The sequence below is a fragment of the Pseudoramibacter faecis genome (assembly GCF_036289405.1).
GTDB lineage: Bacteria > Bacillota > Clostridia > Eubacteriales > Eubacteriaceae > Pseudoramibacter > Pseudoramibacter faecis.
In genome coordinates this window covers 14,220-32,723 of the sequence record NZ_JAYFFI010000018.1, presented here as the reverse complement: position 1 = coordinate 32,723, position 18,504 = coordinate 14,220, and the positions used below count along the sequence as shown (strand labels likewise).

The 18,504-nt window shown below is 51.9% G+C and carries 17 protein-coding genes, 1 tRNA gene and 3 pseudogenes; 10 read left to right on the top strand and 11 right to left on the bottom strand.

The window, feature by feature from the left end; genetic code table 11:
* Nucleotide 1: 1 nt before the first annotated feature.
* Nucleotides 2-361, bottom strand: a complete 360-nt coding sequence (locus V3C63_RS10040) for a cupin domain-containing protein (protein ID WP_329887663.1) — start codon at nucleotides 359-361, stop codon at nucleotides 2-4.
* Between the two features lie 362 nt (nucleotides 362-723).
* Here V3C63_RS10040 and V3C63_RS10035 point away from each other — a divergent pair, with 362 nt between their 5' ends.
* Both V3C63_RS10035 and V3C63_RS10030 read left to right on the top strand, forming a co-directional pair.
* Entirely contained in the window at nucleotides 724-2,001 is a 1,278-nt protein-coding gene (locus V3C63_RS10035; protein ID WP_329887662.1) for a sensor histidine kinase, read from the top strand.
* A 7-nt stretch (nucleotides 2,002-2,008) separates the two neighbouring features.
* Complete coding sequence (locus V3C63_RS10030) at nucleotides 2,009-3,073, top strand: response regulator transcription factor (RefSeq protein ID WP_329887661.1); 1,065 nt, start codon at nucleotides 2,009-2,011, stop codon at nucleotides 3,071-3,073.
* A gap of 466 nt (nucleotides 3,074-3,539) precedes the next feature.
* On the opposite strand, the gene V3C63_RS10025 is transcribed toward V3C63_RS10030, so the two are convergent.
* From V3C63_RS10025 to V3C63_RS10000, 6 genes are all read right to left on the bottom strand, one after another.
* Nucleotides 3,540-3,965 carry an Hsp20/alpha crystallin family protein gene (locus V3C63_RS10025; protein WP_425355381.1) on the bottom strand — a complete coding sequence of 142 codons (426 nt, stop codon included), beginning with the start codon at nucleotides 3,963-3,965 and terminating at the stop codon, nucleotides 3,540-3,542.
* Between the two features lie 287 nt (nucleotides 3,966-4,252).
* Nucleotides 4,253-5,320 carry a P-loop NTPase fold protein gene (locus tag V3C63_RS10020; RefSeq protein WP_329887658.1) on the bottom strand — a complete coding sequence of 356 codons (1,068 nt, stop codon included), beginning with the start codon at nucleotides 5,318-5,320 and terminating at the stop codon, nucleotides 4,253-4,255.
* A gap of 358 nt (nucleotides 5,321-5,678) precedes the next feature.
* Entirely contained in the window at nucleotides 5,679-6,239 is a 561-nt protein-coding gene (locus V3C63_RS10015; protein WP_329887656.1) for a biotin transporter BioY, read from the bottom strand.
* Between the two features lie 118 nt (nucleotides 6,240-6,357).
* A complete protein-coding gene (gene bioB / locus V3C63_RS10010; RefSeq protein WP_329887654.1) occupies nucleotides 6,358-7,374 on the bottom strand; it encodes a biotin synthase BioB in 1,017 nt (338 codons plus the stop codon).
* Nucleotides 7,375-7,608: 234 nt separating this feature from the next.
* Nucleotides 7,609-7,685, bottom strand: a tRNA-Arg gene (locus tag V3C63_RS10005).
* Between the two features lie 146 nt (nucleotides 7,686-7,831).
* Nucleotides 7,832-8,857, bottom strand: a complete 1,026-nt coding sequence (locus V3C63_RS10000) for a YeiH family protein (protein WP_329887652.1) — start codon at nucleotides 8,855-8,857, stop codon at nucleotides 7,832-7,834.
* Nucleotides 8,858-9,041: 184 nt separating this feature from the next.
* Here V3C63_RS10000 and V3C63_RS09995 point away from each other — a divergent pair, with 184 nt between their 5' ends.
* Together V3C63_RS09995 and V3C63_RS09990 are read left to right on the top strand one after the other, a co-directional pair.
* A complete protein-coding gene (locus V3C63_RS09995; protein WP_329887650.1) occupies nucleotides 9,042-9,941 on the top strand; it encodes a LysR family transcriptional regulator in 900 nt (299 codons plus the stop codon).
* Between the two features lie 98 nt (nucleotides 9,942-10,039).
* Entirely contained in the window at nucleotides 10,040-10,477 is a 438-nt protein-coding gene (locus V3C63_RS09990) for an Rrf2 family transcriptional regulator (protein WP_329887648.1), read from the top strand.
* A gap of 64 nt (nucleotides 10,478-10,541) precedes the next feature.
* On the opposite strand, the gene V3C63_RS09985 is transcribed toward V3C63_RS09990, so the two are convergent.
* The gene (locus V3C63_RS09985; RefSeq protein ID WP_329887646.1) at nucleotides 10,542-11,387 is read right to left on the bottom strand and encodes a Cof-type HAD-IIB family hydrolase; all 846 of its coding nucleotides are present in this window, start codon (nucleotides 11,385-11,387) and stop codon (nucleotides 10,542-10,544) included.
* 174 nt (nucleotides 11,388-11,561) lie between these two features.
* Here V3C63_RS09985 and V3C63_RS09980 point away from each other — a divergent pair, with 174 nt between their 5' ends.
* On the top strand, nucleotides 11,562-12,755 hold the full coding sequence (locus tag V3C63_RS09980) for a hypothetical protein (RefSeq protein WP_329887645.1): 1,194 nt from the start codon (nucleotides 11,562-11,564) through the stop codon (nucleotides 12,753-12,755).
* Between the two features lie 76 nt (nucleotides 12,756-12,831).
* Here V3C63_RS09980 and eutH read toward each other — a convergent pair whose 3' ends face one another.
* Nucleotides 12,832-13,071, bottom strand: a complete 240-nt coding sequence (eutH, locus tag V3C63_RS09975; RefSeq protein ID WP_329887644.1) for an ethanolamine utilization protein EutH — start codon at nucleotides 13,069-13,071, stop codon at nucleotides 12,832-12,834.
* A gap of 24 nt (nucleotides 13,072-13,095) precedes the next feature.
* Here eutH and V3C63_RS09970 point away from each other — a divergent pair.
* A pseudogene (locus V3C63_RS09970) lies at nucleotides 13,096-14,763 on the top strand (DUF4368 domain-containing protein); the annotation flags it as partial.
* Nucleotides 14,764-14,784: 21 nt separating this feature from the next.
* Here V3C63_RS09970 and V3C63_RS11855 read toward each other — a convergent pair.
* A pseudogene (locus V3C63_RS11855) lies at nucleotides 14,785-14,841 on the bottom strand (hypothetical protein); the annotation flags it as partial.
* 342 nt (nucleotides 14,842-15,183) lie between these two features.
* Here V3C63_RS11855 and V3C63_RS09960 point away from each other — a divergent pair.
* Nucleotides 15,184-15,663, top strand: a complete 480-nt coding sequence (locus tag V3C63_RS09960; RefSeq protein ID WP_483434130.1) for a hypothetical protein — start codon at nucleotides 15,184-15,186, stop codon at nucleotides 15,661-15,663.
* A gap of 60 nt (nucleotides 15,664-15,723) precedes the next feature.
* Here the strand turns inward: V3C63_RS09960 and V3C63_RS09955 are convergent, their stop codons facing one another.
* Nucleotides 15,724-16,014, bottom strand: coding sequence for a hypothetical protein (locus tag V3C63_RS09955; protein WP_329887642.1), 291 nt, complete (start codon nucleotides 16,012-16,014; stop codon nucleotides 15,724-15,726).
* 181 nt (nucleotides 16,015-16,195) lie between these two features.
* Between V3C63_RS09955 and V3C63_RS09950 the strand changes: the two genes are divergently transcribed.
* The 3 genes and pseudogenes from V3C63_RS09950 to V3C63_RS09940 all read left to right on the top strand — a co-directional run.
* Entirely contained in the window at nucleotides 16,196-16,573 is a 378-nt protein-coding gene (locus V3C63_RS09950) for a winged helix-turn-helix transcriptional regulator (protein WP_329887640.1), read from the top strand.
* Between the two features lie 106 nt (nucleotides 16,574-16,679).
* Nucleotides 16,680-17,063, top strand: coding sequence for a VOC family protein (locus V3C63_RS09945; protein WP_329887638.1), 384 nt, complete (start codon nucleotides 16,680-16,682; stop codon nucleotides 17,061-17,063).
* Nucleotides 17,064-17,235: 172 nt separating this feature from the next.
* A pseudogene (locus V3C63_RS09940) lies at nucleotides 17,236-18,486 on the top strand (hypothetical protein); the annotation flags it as partial.
* Nucleotides 18,487-18,504: the final 18 nt, after the last annotated feature.

The window sequence follows — 18,504 nt, the reverse complement described above, 5'->3', positions numbered from 1 at the left end:
CTTACACCTGCCTCGGCTGATCATCATAATAAATCAGCGCCATAAACACCAGATTTCCATTATAGGGATTGGCGATGCCGTGGCACTGCCCCGGCACGATCACGCAACAGTCCCCGGGCACCACCGGCGTTACCGATCCGTCGTTATCGGTAAAGTCGCCGACGCCCTCCACGATAAAATAGGGCTCCGTTTCACCGGTATGGGTATGGACACCGATGGACGTTCCCGGCGGCAGCGTCACCTGGGCATACATCTTCGCGTGGCCCATGAGCTCCTGCTCGCTCGCGATGTGATCGATATAAATCGTGCCTTTGCCGCCGGCCAACTCGGTCACCGCCTCCCGCTGTGTCTTTCGAATCATGGTCTCCCCCTTTCCCTGCGCGACAGCGTTATCAGTCGCGCCTTTTGTCTTGCTTTAACCAATGATCGGCTGCCGATCGCCTATGATTTTATTTTATCACGCGCGCCTTCTTCAAAGATGCAGATTCCAAACCGTCGGCCAGTGAATTTCAAACGCGCCCTGTTTTTACATTTTTTCCGCTGATTTTATCCCTAAAGATAATTTTTAGCTTTTAAAACCTTAATTTTTTACCATTCATTTAAAATTTTTACAGGAATTGATAGAATTTTGCCATTTTTTTGTCTGTTTTTTACTGAGCAACTGGAATTTTTTGTCAACTATGCTATAATGAATTAAGATTAAAAGTAGGAGACGTTATCATCATGGCGAAGACGCAAACCAAATCTTCTTCCATTTTGAGCATTTCAGATGTTTTTGATATGGAGGTGCTTCAGAAAATTCAGGACGCCTTTTCGGCGGCGACCGGCGTGGCCGCGATCATCGTCGACTGCAAAGGCAACCCCGTTTTGGAGTACAGCAATTTTACGGACTTTTGCACCAATATCCGCAAAATTCCCGAATGCTACGAACACTGCATGCGCTCTGACGCCGACGGCGGGATTGAATCGGTGCGCACCGGCAAGCCGGCCATCTATGTTTGTCACGGCGGTCTGGTGGACATGGCCGTGCCCATCATGGCCAAAGGCAACTACATCGGCGCCATCCTCGCCGGACAGGTGCAGATTCCCAAAGAGGAAATGGCCAAATTGCCCATGGGCTCCCCCGGCAAGCTCACCAACCTTTACGGCCGGCAGGATCTTGCCCGCATGCGCAGCCAGGTGACCATGACCACTCTCGATCGGGTGCAGGCCGCCGCCGATCTGCTTTTTACTATTGCCAATTACCTGGTAGAGCGCCAGCTGATCGTCGTCATGCAGCGGGAACTTAACGAGGCCAACATGGAGCTCATGGAAGAAATCAACCGCCGCAGCAACATGGAAAGCGCTTTGCAAAAGGCCAACCTCAAAGCGCTGCAAGCCCAGATCAATCCCCATTTCTTTTTTAACGTGCTCAACACCATCGGCCGTCTGGCCATGATCGAGGGGGCAAGCCAAACCCAGGATATGGTCTATCGTTTCTCCGATTTGCTGCGTTACACCATGCGCCGGGATGAAAACGATTTTGTCACCCTCCAGGAGGAAATCCACCATGTGCGCAACTATCTGCACATCCAAAAGGTACGCCAAGGCGACCGTCTGACCTACGACTTCGACATCAGTAAGGAACTCAAAACGGTGCTCTGTCCTTTCATGTCTATTCAGCCCTTTGTTGAGAATGCCATTAAATACGCGGTGGAAGCTCAGGAAAACGGCGCCCATATCCGCGTCTCCGCCCATCCGGTCGACGGCGATGTGGAAATTCACGTCATCGACAACGGCGTCGGCATCGCCAGCGAGCGCATCGACGAGCTCCTCGACGAAGAGCGTCACATCGAGAGCAAAAAGGGCATGGGTATCGGCATCCGCAACACCAACAAACGCCTGAAATATTATTACGGCCCCGATTACGGGGTCACTTTCAATAAAAACATCGCGTCCGGGACGGATGTGATCATCACCATTCCCCAGAAGCGCATGCCGGGAACTGCACCAAAGAAATGAGGTAACCATGTATAAAGTTTATATCGTCGAGGACGAACACCTTGAACGAGAAGCCCTTAAAATGATCTTAGACAACCAAGCTCCTGATGTTGAAATCGTCGGTTCGGCTTCCTCCGGGAAAGTCGCCCTTGAAGGCATCGCTGAGACCAATCCGCAGATCATTTTAATGGATATCAATATTCCGGAGATCAACGGTATCGAGGTACTGCGCCGGGTAAAAAAAGCCGATCCCGCCAAAAAAGTGATTCTTATCACCGCCTTCAATGAGTTTGATTTTGCCCATCAGGCCATCAAGGCCAAGGTCGATGATTTGCTGCTCAAGCCCATCCGCGCCGAGCAGTTGCTCGAATCCATCAACCAGGCCATCAAGGCACTGCAGGCCAATACCCGCAGCGCCATCGACGAGAAGCTCAACGAAGTGATTTACACCGTCGTCCACCAAAAATATGCCCGGTGCCGCCAGGCGCTGACAGCTTATCTGGATCTGCTTTACAATCACTATGGCTTCGATTTGCTTTCGGTGCAGGACGAAATCCGCCACTTTATGAACGAGCTGGACCGCATCGCCAAGGACAGCTGTAACTACGACATCATCTCGCCCCTCAGCGGTGGTACCGGCCACCAGCATTTTGTGCAAAGCTACCAAAACCGCTACGATCTGAAAATCGAGATCATGAAGGCTATCGACAAGATTTTTGACAAGATGACGGAAAACAGCCCGGAACACAAAAACACCATCGACGATATTCTCAATTACATCGACCGCAACGCCCAAAACGACGTTTCCCTCGAGCAGGTCGGCGAATACGCCAACATGAGCTCCTACTATCTCTCCAAAATCTTCAAGAAGGAAACGGGCATGAACTTTGTGACCTACCTGACCAATCAAAAAATCGAGATCGCCAAGGACATGCTCATCAACACCGATATTCCCATTATCAACATTGCGTTGGACCTTTCTTATCACGAACCTAATTATTTCAGCAAAGTTTTCAAGAAAAACGTCGGCATGACCCCGACAGCCTTCCGCCGGAAATTCCGCAAAAAAGAGGCTCAGAGCCGAGAGGCGTGACCGAACAGGGGGTTATCATCAAATTTAATCCAAAAATTTAATCAACACTCAAAAAACCGCTTTCGCGGTCTTTTTGAGTGTTGAGTGTATGATGTGCATGGAGGACTTTTTCATGAGTCACTAGTTCGGCGGCCGAGGATCCAGACATTTTTCGGATCACGATTCAGCCGCTTTAAGCTTTCGGCTGCGCCCAGCATTTCGCGCACACGGGCCGGTTTCCGATATAGACGTTTGAGTTCTGAATCTTTGCAAGTCACTGTGTTACCTTCTTTCTGAATGCTAAGGTTGATCGCCCGGATACGGTTGCCGACCCAAGCGGTCAACGGATCTTTTTGAAAGAGTTTCAATCAATGTCATTTTTTCGGCGCGAATATTTTTATCATCCGCATGCCGCCGCAGCGGCCGCCAAATAAAAAATCCCAACGCGATTGCGTTGGGATTTTTCCGTGGAGGAGAGGAGAAAGTCTCAGCCTTCAATCTCGATCCTATGGGCGGTTTCAATCTGCTGTTGATCCACTTTCGGAATGGTCAGGGTCAAAACCCCATCGGCCATGCTGGCGTGGATATCTTCCTGTTTGACCCCTTCGCCCAGGTAAAACTGGCGCTGATAACTGCCATAGTAGCGTTCTCTGCGAACGTACTTGCCGCTGTCATCCTTTTCGTCGTTGGCATTTTGAGCCTTGGCGGAAATCGTCAGATAATCCTGATTCAATTCGATGTGGACATCTTCTTTTTTAAGGCCCGGCAGATTCACCTTCAGTTCATAGCTGTCGTCATTTTCCTTAACGTCCGTTCTCATGAGCTTCGATGAATCCCAGTGGCTGAAAAAGTCACGATCAAATGTGTTCATCAGATTATCAAAAATATTTTCACCAAAAATTGTCGGTAACATGGTCATCAAACCTCCTTTAGAATGGTGTTATCGCATTGGCCTTCAGGACTTCTTTCCTGATTGCGAGATCATTATAGATCGTTTTATTAGCAGTGTCAAGAGGTGAGTGCTAATTCTGTTTTGAATTTAAGTTCCTTTTAATATTTTTGACGTTTTGTTTATATATTTCTAACGACGATTTTTGATGTTTTCCCTTTCTGTCACTACTCATGAGGCAAATAATGATCAATCGCATTGGTCAACTGTGCCAGCGCCATTTCAAAAGCGGCCCTGGTGTTTTTTGATATTCATGCATTCACTTTCACAAAAGCGGCAAAGCGCGGCAGGGCCAGCGACACATAGCCATACTTCCGGGTATCCAGGAGGCCCCTCTCTTTCAGTCTTTGGCGATAGACCGAAAATTTATTAGACGGCATCCCGCTGGCCTGCCGGATGGCCTGCACCTTGATGTTATCAGCGTCATCCTGTTCCGCAATGGCGCCGAGAATCTTCCGGTCTTCATTGGAGAGTTCACTCCAGATTTTACTATAAACGGCCTCGCTCAAAATCTGATCGTAACGCGACCAAATTTCCGGCAGGCGGCGGATGTCAATCTCCCCGAGCTCCCAGCAGATATACCCCAACACCTGAAAGGCAAAGGGATATCCCTTGGTCATCTTCGCCATCTGAATCGCCGTGGCCTCGTCAATATTAAAAACTCGGCGGTAGGCATCCCGGATGGCGCCGAGATCCAGCGGATCTAAGAAGATCTTCGGCGCCCGGTAAAGAAAGGTCAGATTTTTCTGATCCTGGAGATTTTTGATATTTTCGTATAAGCCGGTCATTAATAAAAAGATCGGCTGTTCATTTCCAATGAGCAGCTGAAAGGCGCTGGCCAACTTTCGGATCTGTTTGGTGTTGGTCACTTCGTCGATGGCGATGAGCACCTTTTGGTGACGCGATGCGATCGCCGTCAGCATCTCCTCAATGACGTTGAGCGCGGTCATGGCCGGCGACTGATTTTCGACGGTCACGCCGATGCCGAGAACATGAACGGCCACGTCGGCTTTTAAAAATGACTGATGCACCTTTTTATGATGATACAGATTGGCGCACAGCGTCGCCACAAGATCATCCTCATCCGGACTGAGGCGAATGACAAGCCATTCGTCTTTGCGATCCAATTCATTGGCAATGCCGGCCATCAGCACCGTCTTCCCGGAGCCGCGCACCCCCGTAATAACAAACAATTGCTCGGTCACCGGCGCCAGCGTGAAGGTCTTGATGATTTTCTGCGACTGATTCAGCCGGGAAATATAATGGGCGGGTTTGCGCCCGAAGGACAACGTGAATGGATTTTTTTGATAAGTCGCCATTTAAAGCTCCTTTCTTTAATATAGCTTTTATAGCTTTCCAAAGTTTTTATAAGTTTTTATTATTTTTATAACTTTACCATTATTTTATAGGTTTTTATAACTTTTTTCAACACAAAAATAACCCATCCGGATCTCGGGCTCCCGACATCTGAATAGGCTTAATCAAACCGATCGATACGCGCCATAAAGCTGCTGAGGCGGCGCGCCCCTGCTGTTTATACGCTAAATAATCATTTTTTGAATAATGTATGTGCTTGCGAATAGTCCCGAGTGCCGGATCAGCGATATCCCGCCCTTCATCTCCGGGCAGCGCAACGATCGCGTCAATCTGCGGCAGCCGACGCCTGCCCTTTTCGGCTTATGATTTCTTCGCGTACGTGATGATGCCGGCCTTGTCCAATCTTTCTCTAAGCCGCGGGCCGACGATAGCCGCAACCACCATCTTTGCCAAATCCTCCAGGACGAACGGCATCACGCCGACGGCGAACGCCGAGGCCAAACGCATCCCGGCACTGTGTGAAAGCCATAACGTTCCGAGAAGATATGGAATACAGGTCGCTAAAAACATTCCCGCAACGCATAGAATCCTATTTTGATAATAATTGTCCAAAACCCATCCTGCCAAAACCGTCATGAATATAAATCCTACAAGGTATCCCCCGGTCGGCCCCACAATCTTTTGAAGCCCGCCTGTGAATCCTGCAAAGACGGGAAGCCCCACAAGCCCCAAAAGCATATAAAGTAAAAAGGCGATCGTTCCCCGCTTCATTCCCACGATATACAGCACGAGGTAGATGGCGAAATTCTGCAGCGAAACCGGGACCGGTCCGATCGGGATGGATAATGGCCCGAGAATGCAGATGAACGCCGTCATCAGCGCAATAAACGTAAGATTTTTCGTGTTATCAGTGATTTTCATCTTATTTCCTTTCAAATATCTAAATGTCATTTCATCACTATATATTCAATTTATTCAATGGCGCCTTTGAGTCTTGCATTATCGGCATCGCCTTTCGCGATATTTTCGAATTGATCGATCAGAGCCTCCGCGTTGCCTCACGCCGTTTTGAAGGCCTGAGGGAAAACCCAAGATTCGCGAGCATGGCTCTGTCTTCCTTTGTATTATTGCCCACCGTCGTTAACATATCCCCAGTAATAGTGGCATTGGCGCCGGCTCTGAAAAGCGCGCTTCCGCCATCCTCAAACAGAAATCTTCCCGCCGCAATCCGGATCGATGCCTCCGGATTGATCCAGCGAAAAAGCGCAACCGTGCGCAGCACATCCTCCGGCGATAGCCTTGCCCGATCGGCAAAGGGCGTTCCCGGAATTGGAATCAGCGTATTGATGGGAATGGACGCGACGCCCAGCTCGGCCGTTGTGAGCGCCATTTCTATCCGGTCAACCCACGTTTCTCCCATGCCGATGATCCCGCCGCAACAAATCTTGAGCCCAAGCTTCTGGGCGGCGGCAATCGCCTGCAGTTTTTCATCGAAGGTGTGCGTTGAACACACAGACGGAAAATACCTTCTGGACGTTTCTATATTGCAGTGCACCATCTCGACGCCGGCTTCCCTCAGGCGGGCAAAGGCTTCCTGGCTCATCAATCCGTGGGAACCGCAAAGTTTCATCTCCGAAAATTTTTCATGAAGCGTGGCATAAGCCGTCGCCGCCGCATCCAGATCATTGCCTGCCAGCGTTCTGCCCGCGGTCACAATCGAATAACGATTCACGCCCTTTTCATTATAAATTTCACAATCTTTTACAATCTTGTCCAGCGCCAGAAAACCATGCTCGTCAATTCCGGTGTGATTGTGACGAGATTGCGCACAGAACTTGCAATCCTCGCCGCACCGGCCGCTCTTGCCGTTGACAATGGAACAAAGATCCGCATTATCGCCGCAGAGCGCCTCGCGAATCCGATCCGCGCCGGCCGCCAGCTCTCCAATCTCCGCCTGCAAAAGATTCGGCGTTCCGCCCTCTTTGCCGAGCACTGCCGATGCCGTTTTTAAACGCCGTCCCGCTATGACCTCGTCCGTCAGTTGATCTAATGTCAAAATACCACCTCCCAAATTGCAGTGTCGGTTTTAATTATATCTCTAAAATCCGCCGCCGGCCCATACTAACCATAAAGCTGATAACTTTTTCATCCCGTTTCGGGAGGTATTTATTTTTCAGGTCAACGCATAATGTCTACTCTCACCGCTCATCTTCTTCAGAATAACGGGATTATGACATCAAACACGGCATTAAAAAAGCAGGTCCTCAGACCTGCATAATACCTTACAAAGTGGTGCGCCAAAAGGGATTCGAACCCCTGCCCTTTCGGTTCGTAGCCGAACGCTCTATCCAGCTGAGCTATTGGCGCATCAACCTTACTTGACCTATTATAGCAGGTAATTGCGATAAATCAAGAAAAATCTCAAAAAAATCCAATTCTAACTTCTTTTAATTTCAAGGGCCGGAAAACGCGCACAGACGCATCGCCTTCCGGCCTTTGCCTCCTCGCCCGATTTACCAAAGCCCGGTAACATGCTGCATGATCAGACTCATGACGGCAATGCCCACCCAACAGCAAAACCCCAGCAGAATTGGCTTGCCGCCGCTTTTCACCAGCTTCACAATATCAGTATTCAAACCGATCGCCGTCATCGCCAGCACGATAAAGAATTTGCTCAAGGTCTTCAGCGGGTTGAAAACCGCCGCGTCCACGCCGAAATGCACACAGATGGTCGTGATGAGCGAGGCGATCACAAAATACAAAATGAACATCGGAAACGCCCGTTTAAAACTGAAGCTATTATCTTCGTTTTGCTCCCTGCGCGCCCGATGCAGCGCCAGCACCAGGGTGATCGGGATGATGGCCAGTGTTCGCGTGAGCTTCACCGTGACGGCTTTGTCCAGCGTGGCGCTGCCCAGATGATGCATGCTGTCCCAAACGGAGGCCGTCGCCGTCACCGAGGAGGTGTCGTTCACCGCGGTCCCCGCGAAAATGCCGAAGGCTTCGCTGCCATGGGCAAAACCGATGAGATTGCCCAGCGTCGGGAAAATCAGCGCCGCGATCAGGTTAAATAAAAAGATCACGGAAATCGCCTGGGCCACCTGCTCGTCGTCGGCGTCGATCACCGGCGCCGTCGCCGCAATGGCCGATCCCCCGCAGATGGAAGAGCCCACGCCGATCAGCGTCGCAATCTTGCCGGGGATGTAAAAAGCCCGACTGAGCGCAAAGGCCAGCACCAGTGACGTGGCGATGGTCACCGCGATGATCGGCAGCGACTGACGCCCGGTCTCGAGTACCACGCTCAGGTTCAGACCGAAGCCCAGCAAAATCACCGCGTACTGCAGCACCTTTTTCGACACGAAGCCGATCCCCGCGTTCAAAGCCGATTTATCTTTGATCAGCAGCGTAACGATCATCCCCAGCAAAATCCCGATGACCGGGCCGCCCACAATCGGAAAGGCCTGCCCCAGAAACCAGCTTGGCAGCGCGATCACCAGACAAAGCAAAACGCCACGAATATATTCTCGAATCCAATCCATCGTTGTCCCTCCAAACTTTCTCGTTGTTTTAAATCCAGTATAATCACAATTTTTCAAAAGATAAAATAATAAATATTGATTCAATCATCAATAAAATTTATGATAATCATTACAGCCCCTTTGGCTGCATCCCCGGGCATCGGCTCAAACAGACCGATGACACCCTATTATATCGGAGGATACCGTGCTCGATTTTAAAATTTACACCTTCTTAACCGCCTGCGAGACGCTGAATTTTTCCAAAACCGCCGAAACCATGCACATCACCCAGCCGGCCGTCTCTCAGCAAATCCACGCCCTCGAGGCCGAATTCGGCGAGACGCTCTTTTCCCGGGAAGGGAAAAAACTGCAGCTGACCGCCGCCGGACGCATTCTGCGCGATGCGATGACAACCATGTGCAACGACGAGGCCCGGATCCGCACCCGGATCCGCGAAAGCCGCCCGGGCCGCCACCGGCTGACCTTCGGCGTGACGATGACCATCGGCGAGTTTGATCTCATTGCGCCCATGGCCGCCTTTATTCGCCGCCATCCCCGCACAGACCTGCGGGTGCGCTACGGCAACACGCAAAAGCTCCTCGCCGATCTGAATCACGGCCGCATCGACTTCGCCGTGGTAGAGGGATATCACGATCCCGGCTATTATGAAAAGCGCGTCTACCGCAGTGTGCCTTATATCCCCGTGTGCGCCGCCGGCCATCGCTTTACCCGGCCCATTCGCACCACCCGGGATCTGCTCGGCGAACGCATTCTGATCCGGGAGACGGGCTCCGGTACCCGTGCCATTCTGGAGCGCAGCCTGGCCGTCATGGGGCTGGCCGTCACCGACTTCACTCATTTTGTCGAGGTTGGCAATATGCACGCCATCATCGCCCTGCTCGAACGGGACTGCGGCATCTCCTTTCTCTATCAGACCGCGGCGGAAGAGGCCCTGGCCCGCGGCACGCTGCGCACCATTCCCCTGACAGACTTTAAAGTCAACCACGATTTCACCATCCTGTGGAACCGCCACTCCGTGCTCTCGGATCAGATCGAGGCCGTCAGCGTCGAACTGGTCACCGCCTCCAATGCGCTCCCGGATTGATTTTTCCCTGTAACCATTGCGGCAACAGCTCCCTTTTGATACAATAAATCCCGTCAATAAGCACGGTCGCCGGCACTGCCGGCGCAAAGGAGAACGCTATGCCCTTTTCATCCCGAACCACCATCGCCACCCATATCCTGCTGGCGATCGTTACCTTTGAAGGCCAAGCCAAAACCACCTCCCGCTTTCTTGCTGGCAGCGTCAACGTCAATCCGGTGATCATCCGCAATATTTTAGGCCAGCTCAAGCGCGCGGGCCTGGTGCAGGTGGAAGCCGGGATCGGCGGCGCCCGTCTTTTAAAGGCGCCGGAAACCATCACCCTGCTGGACATTTTTAACGCTGTGGAAGGCCGCGACAAACCGCTGTTTCACTTTCACAAAAATCCCAACCCCGACTGCCCGGTGGGACGCAATGTGCACGCAGTCCTCGACGATAAACTGACGGCAGCCGCTCGGGCCATGGCGGCAAGCCTGGCCGCGACCACCTTGGCCGATCTGCTGGCCGATTTGGAGACCCGACTCGCCGCACATGCCTGATCGGCAGCGCAACGCACCAAAAAACCGGAACATCTCACCACGGATGTTCCGGTTTTTTGGTGCGTTATACCAATCTCAGCCGGGCCATGGCCCTGGCCAGTCCGTCGTCATCGATGTCAGCCGTAACCATATCGGCGGCCTCTTTGGCCGCCGCCACGCCGTTGCCCATAGCCACCCCGATGCCGGCAAAAGCCAGCATCTCAAGATCGTTGGGGCCGTCTCCAAAAGCAATCGTGTCCGCCGCGTCGGCGTCCATCGCCGTCAAAAGCTCCTGCATCCCCACCGCCTTGCTCACATCGCGCAGAGTGATCTCACCGGTGTGCTCGTCCGCCGGCTCCAAGCTGCTGGGCGTCGCCGCCAGTCCCAATGGCGCCAGCGCCGCATCCATCGCCCGGTGATCCATCGGCGCGTTGCAATACACCAGACACTCCGTCTCGCCGTAATGCGCCGCATAGGCCGCTCGGTCGGGATCGATGCGCATCGGACCGATAGCCTCGCGAATCGCCGCCGCCAGCGGGCGGGCGGGATCCGTTTGGAACAGGCGAAACTGTCCCAGAGCCGTCACAGCATCCGGCGTCAAAACGCCGCCTCCGGCCGTCTGCAGCAGCATGGGCACACCCTTCTCGTTGAGCATGGCCACCAGCGGCGCCAGCCGCTGCTCCCCGAAGGTGTGGTGAGCCACCTCCCTGCCGTCCAAAATAATGTGGCTGCCCGCCGCACCGACCATACCGTCAAAGCCAAAGGTCTTCAGAAAGGGATAAATCTGAGACTGGCTGCGCCCGGTGCAAAGAATCAAGCGATGCCCCGCCGCCCGGGCCGCGTGCAGCGCCTTCGCCGCTGACGCCGGCAGCTGCCGATCAAAATTCACCAGGGTGCCGTCGACATCAAAAAATAAAATTTTATGACGCATGATTCGCCTCTTTCATTTCAAATTTTCTGCTCCGCGGCAGAACGCTCTCTATTATAGCAAAATCGGGCGCCAAAGTGCAACGGCGCCAGCTTAATCGCATTTGACTTCTTCCGTTTGTCGTGCTAAGCTTAACTAAATTTCTTTAATTTAAATTATGGATTCAGAGGAGGTCTTATGAAACTTTTAAAACCCCGTCCGATTTTAGCTGGCTTGGCCATTTTGGCTATTGGCCTCACCCTTGCCATGCCGGTTTTCGCGGCGGCCAACACCACCGACAGCGCCGGCAATGTCTTCAGCAGCCAACTGACAACCGATGTTCGCAGCGATTTGTTATCGGCCGACGCCGATGTCACCCTGACCGATCGGCAGGTCGGCGGTGATTTTTTCGCTGCCGGCCAATCGATCAGTGCCGACAGCGCCCGCATTGGCGGCTCGGCCTTTGTTGCCGGCAGCACCATCGCCCTGACGAACACCCGCATCGGCGGCAGTCTGCGTGCCGCCGGTCAAAATCTGAGTCTGCGTCAGCTGACCGTCCGCCGCAACATCACTGTCGGCGGGCAAAGCATCGCCATTGACCGCAAGACCAAAACCGCCGGTCTTTATGCCAGCGGTCAACGCGTTACTTTTTCCGGCAAAGCCCAGGCTGCTAACCTCGCCGGCGAAACCGTCACCTTTAACGGTCAGGTCGACGGCGACGTCACCCTGGATGCCAGCACGGTGATCATCGGCGCCGACGCCAAAATCACCGGCACCCTGAAGGTAACTGCCAAGCAACGCCCCGCGATTCCCAAGGGCGCCGCAGTGGGCAGCATGACCTTCCACAAGGCGGATAACGACCGCAGCGCACAGCAGCTTGCCCACGCAGCCGCCGCCAAGAAGGGCCGCTCCATCGTGTACTGGCTTTTGGCCTCGGCTTTGATGGCCGTTTTGATTGTGGTGTTTGCCACCCCAGCATTAGATAATGCCGCCCGCCTCACCCGGGAAAAGAAATGGCAGCCCATCGTGCCGGGCCTCGTCGCTTTGCTGCTCATCGTGCCGGCCGCGCTCATTGCCTGCCTGACCTTCATCGGCCTTCCGGTGGCCGCCTTTGCGCTGCTGAGCTTCGCGGCGCTGGCCTTGCCGGCCAACGCCTTTACCGGCGCCGCCTTCGGCCGACTTATCTTCCCGAGGCAAAACCATTGGCTCACGGCGATTCTCGGCGCCTGTGCGCTCTCCCTGTTCGAGCAGATTCCCGTGATCGGTCCCGTGCTGATCTTTGCATCCTGCGCTTATCTCGCCGGCACGGTCCTGCTTTGGCTGTGGGCCCATCGCCTGCGCAAACAGTCGCCTGACGCGCCGAAAGCATCCAGCGATCCGTCCGATCTTTAAATCTGACCCAAAAGCGCCGCTTTCCCAAAGGGGAAAACGGCGCTTTTTTTGCAATCAAATAAATCAATCGGCGGTTTCAGTCGGTCGGCAAAGCCGCTTCGGGCACCGCTTCCATTTGATCGCCCTGGGAAATCGCAATGGCGATCGCCAGACTGACCAATCCGGTGATCAGCTTGCCCACCATCAGCGGCACGGCGATCGCCGGATGAAATTGCATCGAAAAGGCGAAGAAATCCCCGACGGCAAAGCAGGCCGCCGTCAGGAACGCGGCGTTGTAAAACAGCCCCGGATATCCGGCTTTTCGCCGGGGGTACATATTATCAACTGTAAGGACGAATATATGGACGCAAAGGAGGATAACGCCATGATAGAATATGCAACCAAAATCACTGCGCTATACTCCCGCCTTTCAGTTGGTGATGAGGACAGGGACGGCGGCGAGAGCAACAGTATCGTCAATCAAAAGGCATTTTTAGAGAGATATGCAAGAGGGCATAAGCTGATGAACATTCGCCGCTATATCGACGATGATGAAAGCGGCAGGTTCTTTGACCGCAGTGCTTACACACAGATGATAAGCGATGTAGAAAACGGAAAAATCGGCATTGTCATTATGAAAGATATGACAAGATGGGGACGAGATTATCTTCAAGTTGGAAACGCGATGGAGATATTCCGAAGAAACAATGTACGCTTTATTGCCATCAACAACGGGATCGACAGCAAAGATCAAAATACATTGGCGTTTGCTCCCTTTATCAATATTATGTCGGAGTGATATGCAAGGGACATCAGCAAGAAAGTTAAAACGGGAATTAAGACCAAAGGAGCAAGCGGAAAGCCCGTCGCAACAGAAGCCCCCTATGGTTATATCAAAGACCCTGATGACAAAGATTTTTGGATCGTCGATAAAGAAGCTGCCGAAGTTGTAAAACTCATTTTTACGCTCTTTATGGAGGGGAAAAACCGCAATCAGATAGCTGTTCACTTGAAAGAGAAAGAAATACTCACCCCGACCTTTTATGTGAAACAGCAAGACAGAGGAACGGCAAAAAGCAGACCGCTCAATGAAGAAAACCGCTATAACTGGAACAAAGCAACCCTAACACACATACTGAAAAGGCAGGAGTATTGTGGCGATGTAGTTAACTTCAAAACCGAGAAGCATTATAAAGATAAAAGAAATCACTATGTAGATAAAGATAAGTGGCAAATAATCCCTGATGTACACGAACCAATCATAGACCGAGCCACCTATGAAAATGTACAGCGGATATTAAAAAACGCACCTGTCAAAAGACCAAACGGAGATGGAGAAATTCACGCACTATCGGGGTTGATGTACTGTAAAGATTGCGGTACAAAAATGCACATACGCACCATACACAAGAACAATAAGGTACAGCATGTAACCTATTGCAGTGAATATGTCAAAGGAAAAGCAAAACATCCTAAATGCCATTCTCCCCACCGCATTGATGTCGATGATGTGATGGAAAATCTAACAGAGGTTTTGCGAAAAATAGCACAGTATTCATTAGCAAATAAAGAAGAATTTGAAGCATTGGTAAAAAGCAGTCTTGCTAAAGAACAGACGGAAGAAATCAAGAAACAGCAAAAGCGTATTCCACAAATCACAGATAGAATGGAACAGATAGAAAGAGTGATGAATAAGTTGTATGAAGATAATGCACTGGGAAATATCGAGCCAAAACGCTATGAACTGCTATCGGGGAAATATGCAGAAGAATATTACACTTTGAAAGCAGAGCAAGAGAAAATCGAGGAACGCTTATCCGAATTTGAAAACGCCAACCAAAGAGCAAAGAACTTTATCAAACTGGCAGAAAGCTATTCAGACTTTAAAGAACTGACCCCCACCGCCATCAATGAGTTTATCAGTAAAATCGTTGTGCATGAGCGAGATGTCAAAAGAGCAAAATATGCCGTTCAGCGTATCGAAGTCTATTTCAACGATATCGGGAAATTTGCCGGATCGGTAGACGAATGGATCAAGACCCGCAAAGGCAAGCAACTTGCGAGGCTTTGAGAAGTGGTTAATGTCACCGATCTCTCCGAGGATCATTCAACCATTGATGGGACCGATGCCCGGTATGGTACTGCAGGGAAGGTCGCGGCTTGAGAAAATTCGCTCCTCCTGAAGCAGCTTTTCGGCTATGGAGAACCCCTTGCACAAATCATCGGAGTAATCTTTGTATGTGGTCAACTGCAGGGCTAACACATCCTTCTTTTTGCAGCTTACCGTTCCTCCAGCCGAGTAGGACACGTTTCCGAGATAAAGTGGACGCTGGACGGTAACTGACATGGCTGATTTTACGCGCTTTACAGACACGATAACGAAAAAGCAGGACAAGCGGGCGGTCAGCCTGACCGTGAAGCCTGTGATAGCTGACTGTAAGGGGACGTTTTGGTTTACCGACCTCATGCTACAGGAAGGCGACCGGCTCTCCGCTATGTCATCAATACGGAAACCACCCTCGAAGAGTACGACACAAACGACGATTACTCTGTCAACGGAAAGCGGTTCTTTAACGGAATCGTCCGGGGCAGCGCCACATTCGTCATCTTCAACCTCGGAAAGACATCCACGGGGCTTGACTGGAAAATCTACCCGAACCACAGCATGGCGGCGGGCAGTGTGACGCTTGCTCTCGGCGCGGGCGCGCATAAGGCGACGTTCAAATCTGCCGTGTCCGCAGGAGACGGGCTCGACCTTCTGGCATCCACGGGGGAGTGCCTGAAAAACAGCGCGGCGATGGACAAGGACGGATTTTTCCAATACTCTGCCGCGGGCGACAGCAAGCACCCGGTCACGGTCGAGGACAAGAAATCCGCTCGTGTGTATGTGGAGTTTCAGGAGATGGAGAACGGAGATGACGCAATATAAAAATGCTCCGCTATCCATAAAAGGACAACGGAGCAGGACGCCGTGGTACTATGATCGGATTTACGCAACCTTATAGAAGCGGATGTCAGGATCGGCAGCCCATGTCGGCTGAAGTCCTGCGACAACGTCATTCTTGAACAGGTCGGTGTCAAGATACGCCTTTGCGTGTTCCATGCTGTCGAAGCCGTGGATGACCTGCACATCCTCGTCACGGATGAGCAGTTCCTTTGTCAGCGCGCCTTCGATGGTGTCAAGGAACGGCTGACGGTAGTCGGTGTAGACCTTGGCGGCAGCGGGACGGTTTTCCGGATTGATGGTCATAGTGATTTCAAGATAAGCCTTTACGTTCATGTGAATACCTCCGTATGATTGTTTTTGTCGGGCATCTCCTTGATGCAGTCTTATGATAGCAGCCTCGCTAAATGAATGGAAGATATAAAGAAATTTATGAGTCACTAATAAATTAAATAGTGGCTATTAAAATCAGAGTGATCGCGATATAATGGAAATCAGAAATTGGAGGCGCATTAGCATGTATCAAAAGAAACTGGAGGCAGATATCCGCTGCCCTTTGGAATATGGTCTGAAGATATTCGGCGGCAAATGGAAATCCCGCGTGATCTGCGTGCTGAACGAAAAAGGCGTCCTCAGATACAGTGGCATCCGTAAGGAAATGATGAACATTACCGACGCGGTGCTGGCTTCAACGCTGAAAGAACTGATAGCTGATAACCTTGTGGATCGCAAGCAGTACGACGAAATACCGCCGAGGGTGGAATATTCCCTGACCGACAAAGGGAAATCGGTCGTGCCGATCCTGCAGAGCATCTGCAAGTGGTCCGGGATTTTCCATAAGGAAAGCAGCGAAAATGTTATGACACAATGCCAGAAATGCGATTACAACAGGTAGACCGAAGATTGAATACTCCGCTGCGGGAGACAGCAAGCACTCGGTCACGGTCGAGGACAAGAAATCGGCTCGGGTGTATGTGGAGTTTCAGAAAATGGAGGATGGCATGAAAATTGAGCATGTGGCGATGTACGTCAATGATCTCGAGGCGGCAAGGCAGTTTTTCAGAAAATATCTGAACGCTGAATCTAATGATGGTTATTACAACATAAAAACCGGATTTCGCTCATATTTTCTCACTTTTGACAGTGGTGCGAGACTTGAAATCATGAATAAGCCGCAAATGGAAGATCTGGAGAAAAGTCTGACTAGGACTGGATATATCCATATAGCGTTCAGCCTTGGCAGCAAGGAGAAAGTTGATGAACTGACAGCACAGTTGAAAACAGACGGATTTACTGTTGTTTCAGGGCCACGGACTACTGGTGATGGATATTATGAAAGCTGCTTTGTGGGAATAGAAGGAAACCAGATTGAATTGACAGTTTAAGGCGGGGAAATCGGCCTTATTTCAAACGTCTCTTCGGAGGCGCTTTTTTTATGCTCACAGGAGGTGAGGCAATTTGAGCAGGGACTATCTGAAAGGCCGCAAATGCATGGTGTCTGGACGTTCATGAGAAATGCGAGGATGCACGCCGCTTTGAGAAGCTACGGGGACCGGCTTAGTCAGGTTGGTCTACAACGCGGTCAAGGCTTATGACAGCACAAAATGCGTCAATATCTACCCTTCCGAGAATGACCTCTGTCAACGGCTCTGTCGGCGGCGAGAACTGGTGCGTGTACGCAGACCTCGACAATTACTGCGGCACGGCGGCCATCATGAGCTACGGCATGGCGTGGTCGGGCTCTGCGCCGGGACCTGTCTCTCCGAAGGACTGGCTGGACGGCATCTACGACTACGCCGTGACCGCCATGATGCCGGAGAAAATTTTTCTCGGTTTGCCCGCTTACGGATGGAACTGGCAGATTTACGACACGCCCTCCAACCTCGACAGGACCTATCGCGGGACGTCGAACACCTACTACGCGGCAAAGAACTGGATGTGCGGGAATACGCGGCAAAGAACTGGATGACCGGGAAGTACAACTTCACGAACGACGTAGCGCCGCAGCCGTTCATCCCGATCCTCGCCTACTGGGACGACTACAACAAAGTGCCGTATGCCTTCCCGCAGATTTATGACTTCATGGAAGGGCAGGACGCCACAAGCCATGACTACCCTCTTGCGAGCGGCACATACAAACGCAGGAAATACCTGACGGCATACGGCCAGCAGCAGGCGGCGAGCTTCACCAACATCCTCATCGACCACGACGGGGACAACTACGACAGCGCGTCCGGCATCATATCCGTCGATGACGGCGTGGCCACGCTCGGCGATAATGCCTCGATCACATATAGCTTTACCGTCGGAACGGCGGGAACCTACGACGTGGCGGTGCGGCTCTGTTATCCCTTCTGGGACAAGAACGGAGTATATATCTCGCTTGACGGGACGCAGACGCACTTCACGGAATCAAGGCTCTGGTGGCCGTATTGGAGGAGCGCTTTCTGGACGGCGCCTGCCATAGGAGTCGGCCTGACTGCGGGGGCACAGCGTGAATGTCGCTTTCCCCGCGGACGGCTCTTCCGAGAAGGAGTCGCAGATGCGGAAACCGTAAAACTGTACGCCCTTGACATCGACCGATACCGTGATACCGTGACGGTCACGCCGATAGACATCGACATCTGAATTTCCCGCCTGTTCCTCGGAGACGCTGACGGCTTTTCCATCCTCTACTATCAGGATGTGGACTCGCTTGTCTATTGGGCGAACCAGGCGGCGTACAAGTGGGGACTCCGCGGCATCGCCGTCTGGTCGCTCGGACAGGAGGATATGCGGCTCTGGGAGTCGCTGCCGGAACAGACATAAGCACAACTTCATATTCAT

Excerpts from the sequence above, each read along its gene's own strand:
- V3C63_RS10015 (WP_329887656.1), bottom strand. The coding sequence starts at position 6,239 with ATGAAAATCACTGATAACACGAAAAATCTTACGTTTATTGCGCTGATG.
- V3C63_RS10030 (WP_329887661.1), top strand. The coding sequence starts at position 2,009 with ATGTATAAAGTTTATATCGTCGAGGACGAACACCTTGAACGAGAAGCC.
- V3C63_RS09945 (WP_329887638.1), top strand. The coding sequence starts at position 16,680 with ATGAAAATTGAGCATGTGGCGATGTACGTCAATGATCTCGAGGCGGCA.
- V3C63_RS10020 (WP_329887658.1), bottom strand. The coding sequence starts at position 5,320 with ATGGCGACTTATCAAAAAAATCCATTCACGTTGTCCTTCGGGCGCAAA.
- V3C63_RS10040 (WP_329887663.1), bottom strand. The coding sequence starts at position 361 with ATGATTCGAAAGACACAGCGGGAGGCGGTGACCGAGTTGGCCGGCGGC.
- V3C63_RS09955 (WP_329887642.1), bottom strand. The coding sequence starts at position 16,014 with ATGAACGTAAAGGCTTATCTTGAAATCACTATGACCATCAATCCGGAA.
- V3C63_RS10035 (WP_329887662.1), top strand. The coding sequence starts at position 724 with ATGGCGAAGACGCAAACCAAATCTTCTTCCATTTTGAGCATTTCAGAT.
- V3C63_RS09950 (WP_329887640.1), top strand. The coding sequence starts at position 16,196 with ATGTATCAAAAGAAACTGGAGGCAGATATCCGCTGCCCTTTGGAATAT.
- V3C63_RS09980 (WP_329887645.1), top strand. The coding sequence starts at position 11,562 with ATGAAACTTTTAAAACCCCGTCCGATTTTAGCTGGCTTGGCCATTTTG.
- eutH (WP_329887644.1), bottom strand. The coding sequence starts at position 13,071 with ATGTACCCCCGGCGAAAAGCCGGATATCCGGGGCTGTTTTACAACGCC.
- V3C63_RS10000 (WP_329887652.1), bottom strand. The coding sequence starts at position 8,857 with ATGGATTGGATTCGAGAATATATTCGTGGCGTTTTGCTTTGTCTGGTG.
- V3C63_RS09990 (WP_329887648.1), top strand. The coding sequence starts at position 10,040 with ATGCCCTTTTCATCCCGAACCACCATCGCCACCCATATCCTGCTGGCG.
- V3C63_RS10025 (WP_425355381.1), bottom strand. The coding sequence starts at position 3,965 with ATGTTACCGACAATTTTTGGTGAAAATATTTTTGATAATCTGATGAAC.
- V3C63_RS09985 (WP_329887646.1), bottom strand. The coding sequence starts at position 11,387 with ATGCGTCATAAAATTTTATTTTTTGATGTCGACGGCACCCTGGTGAAT.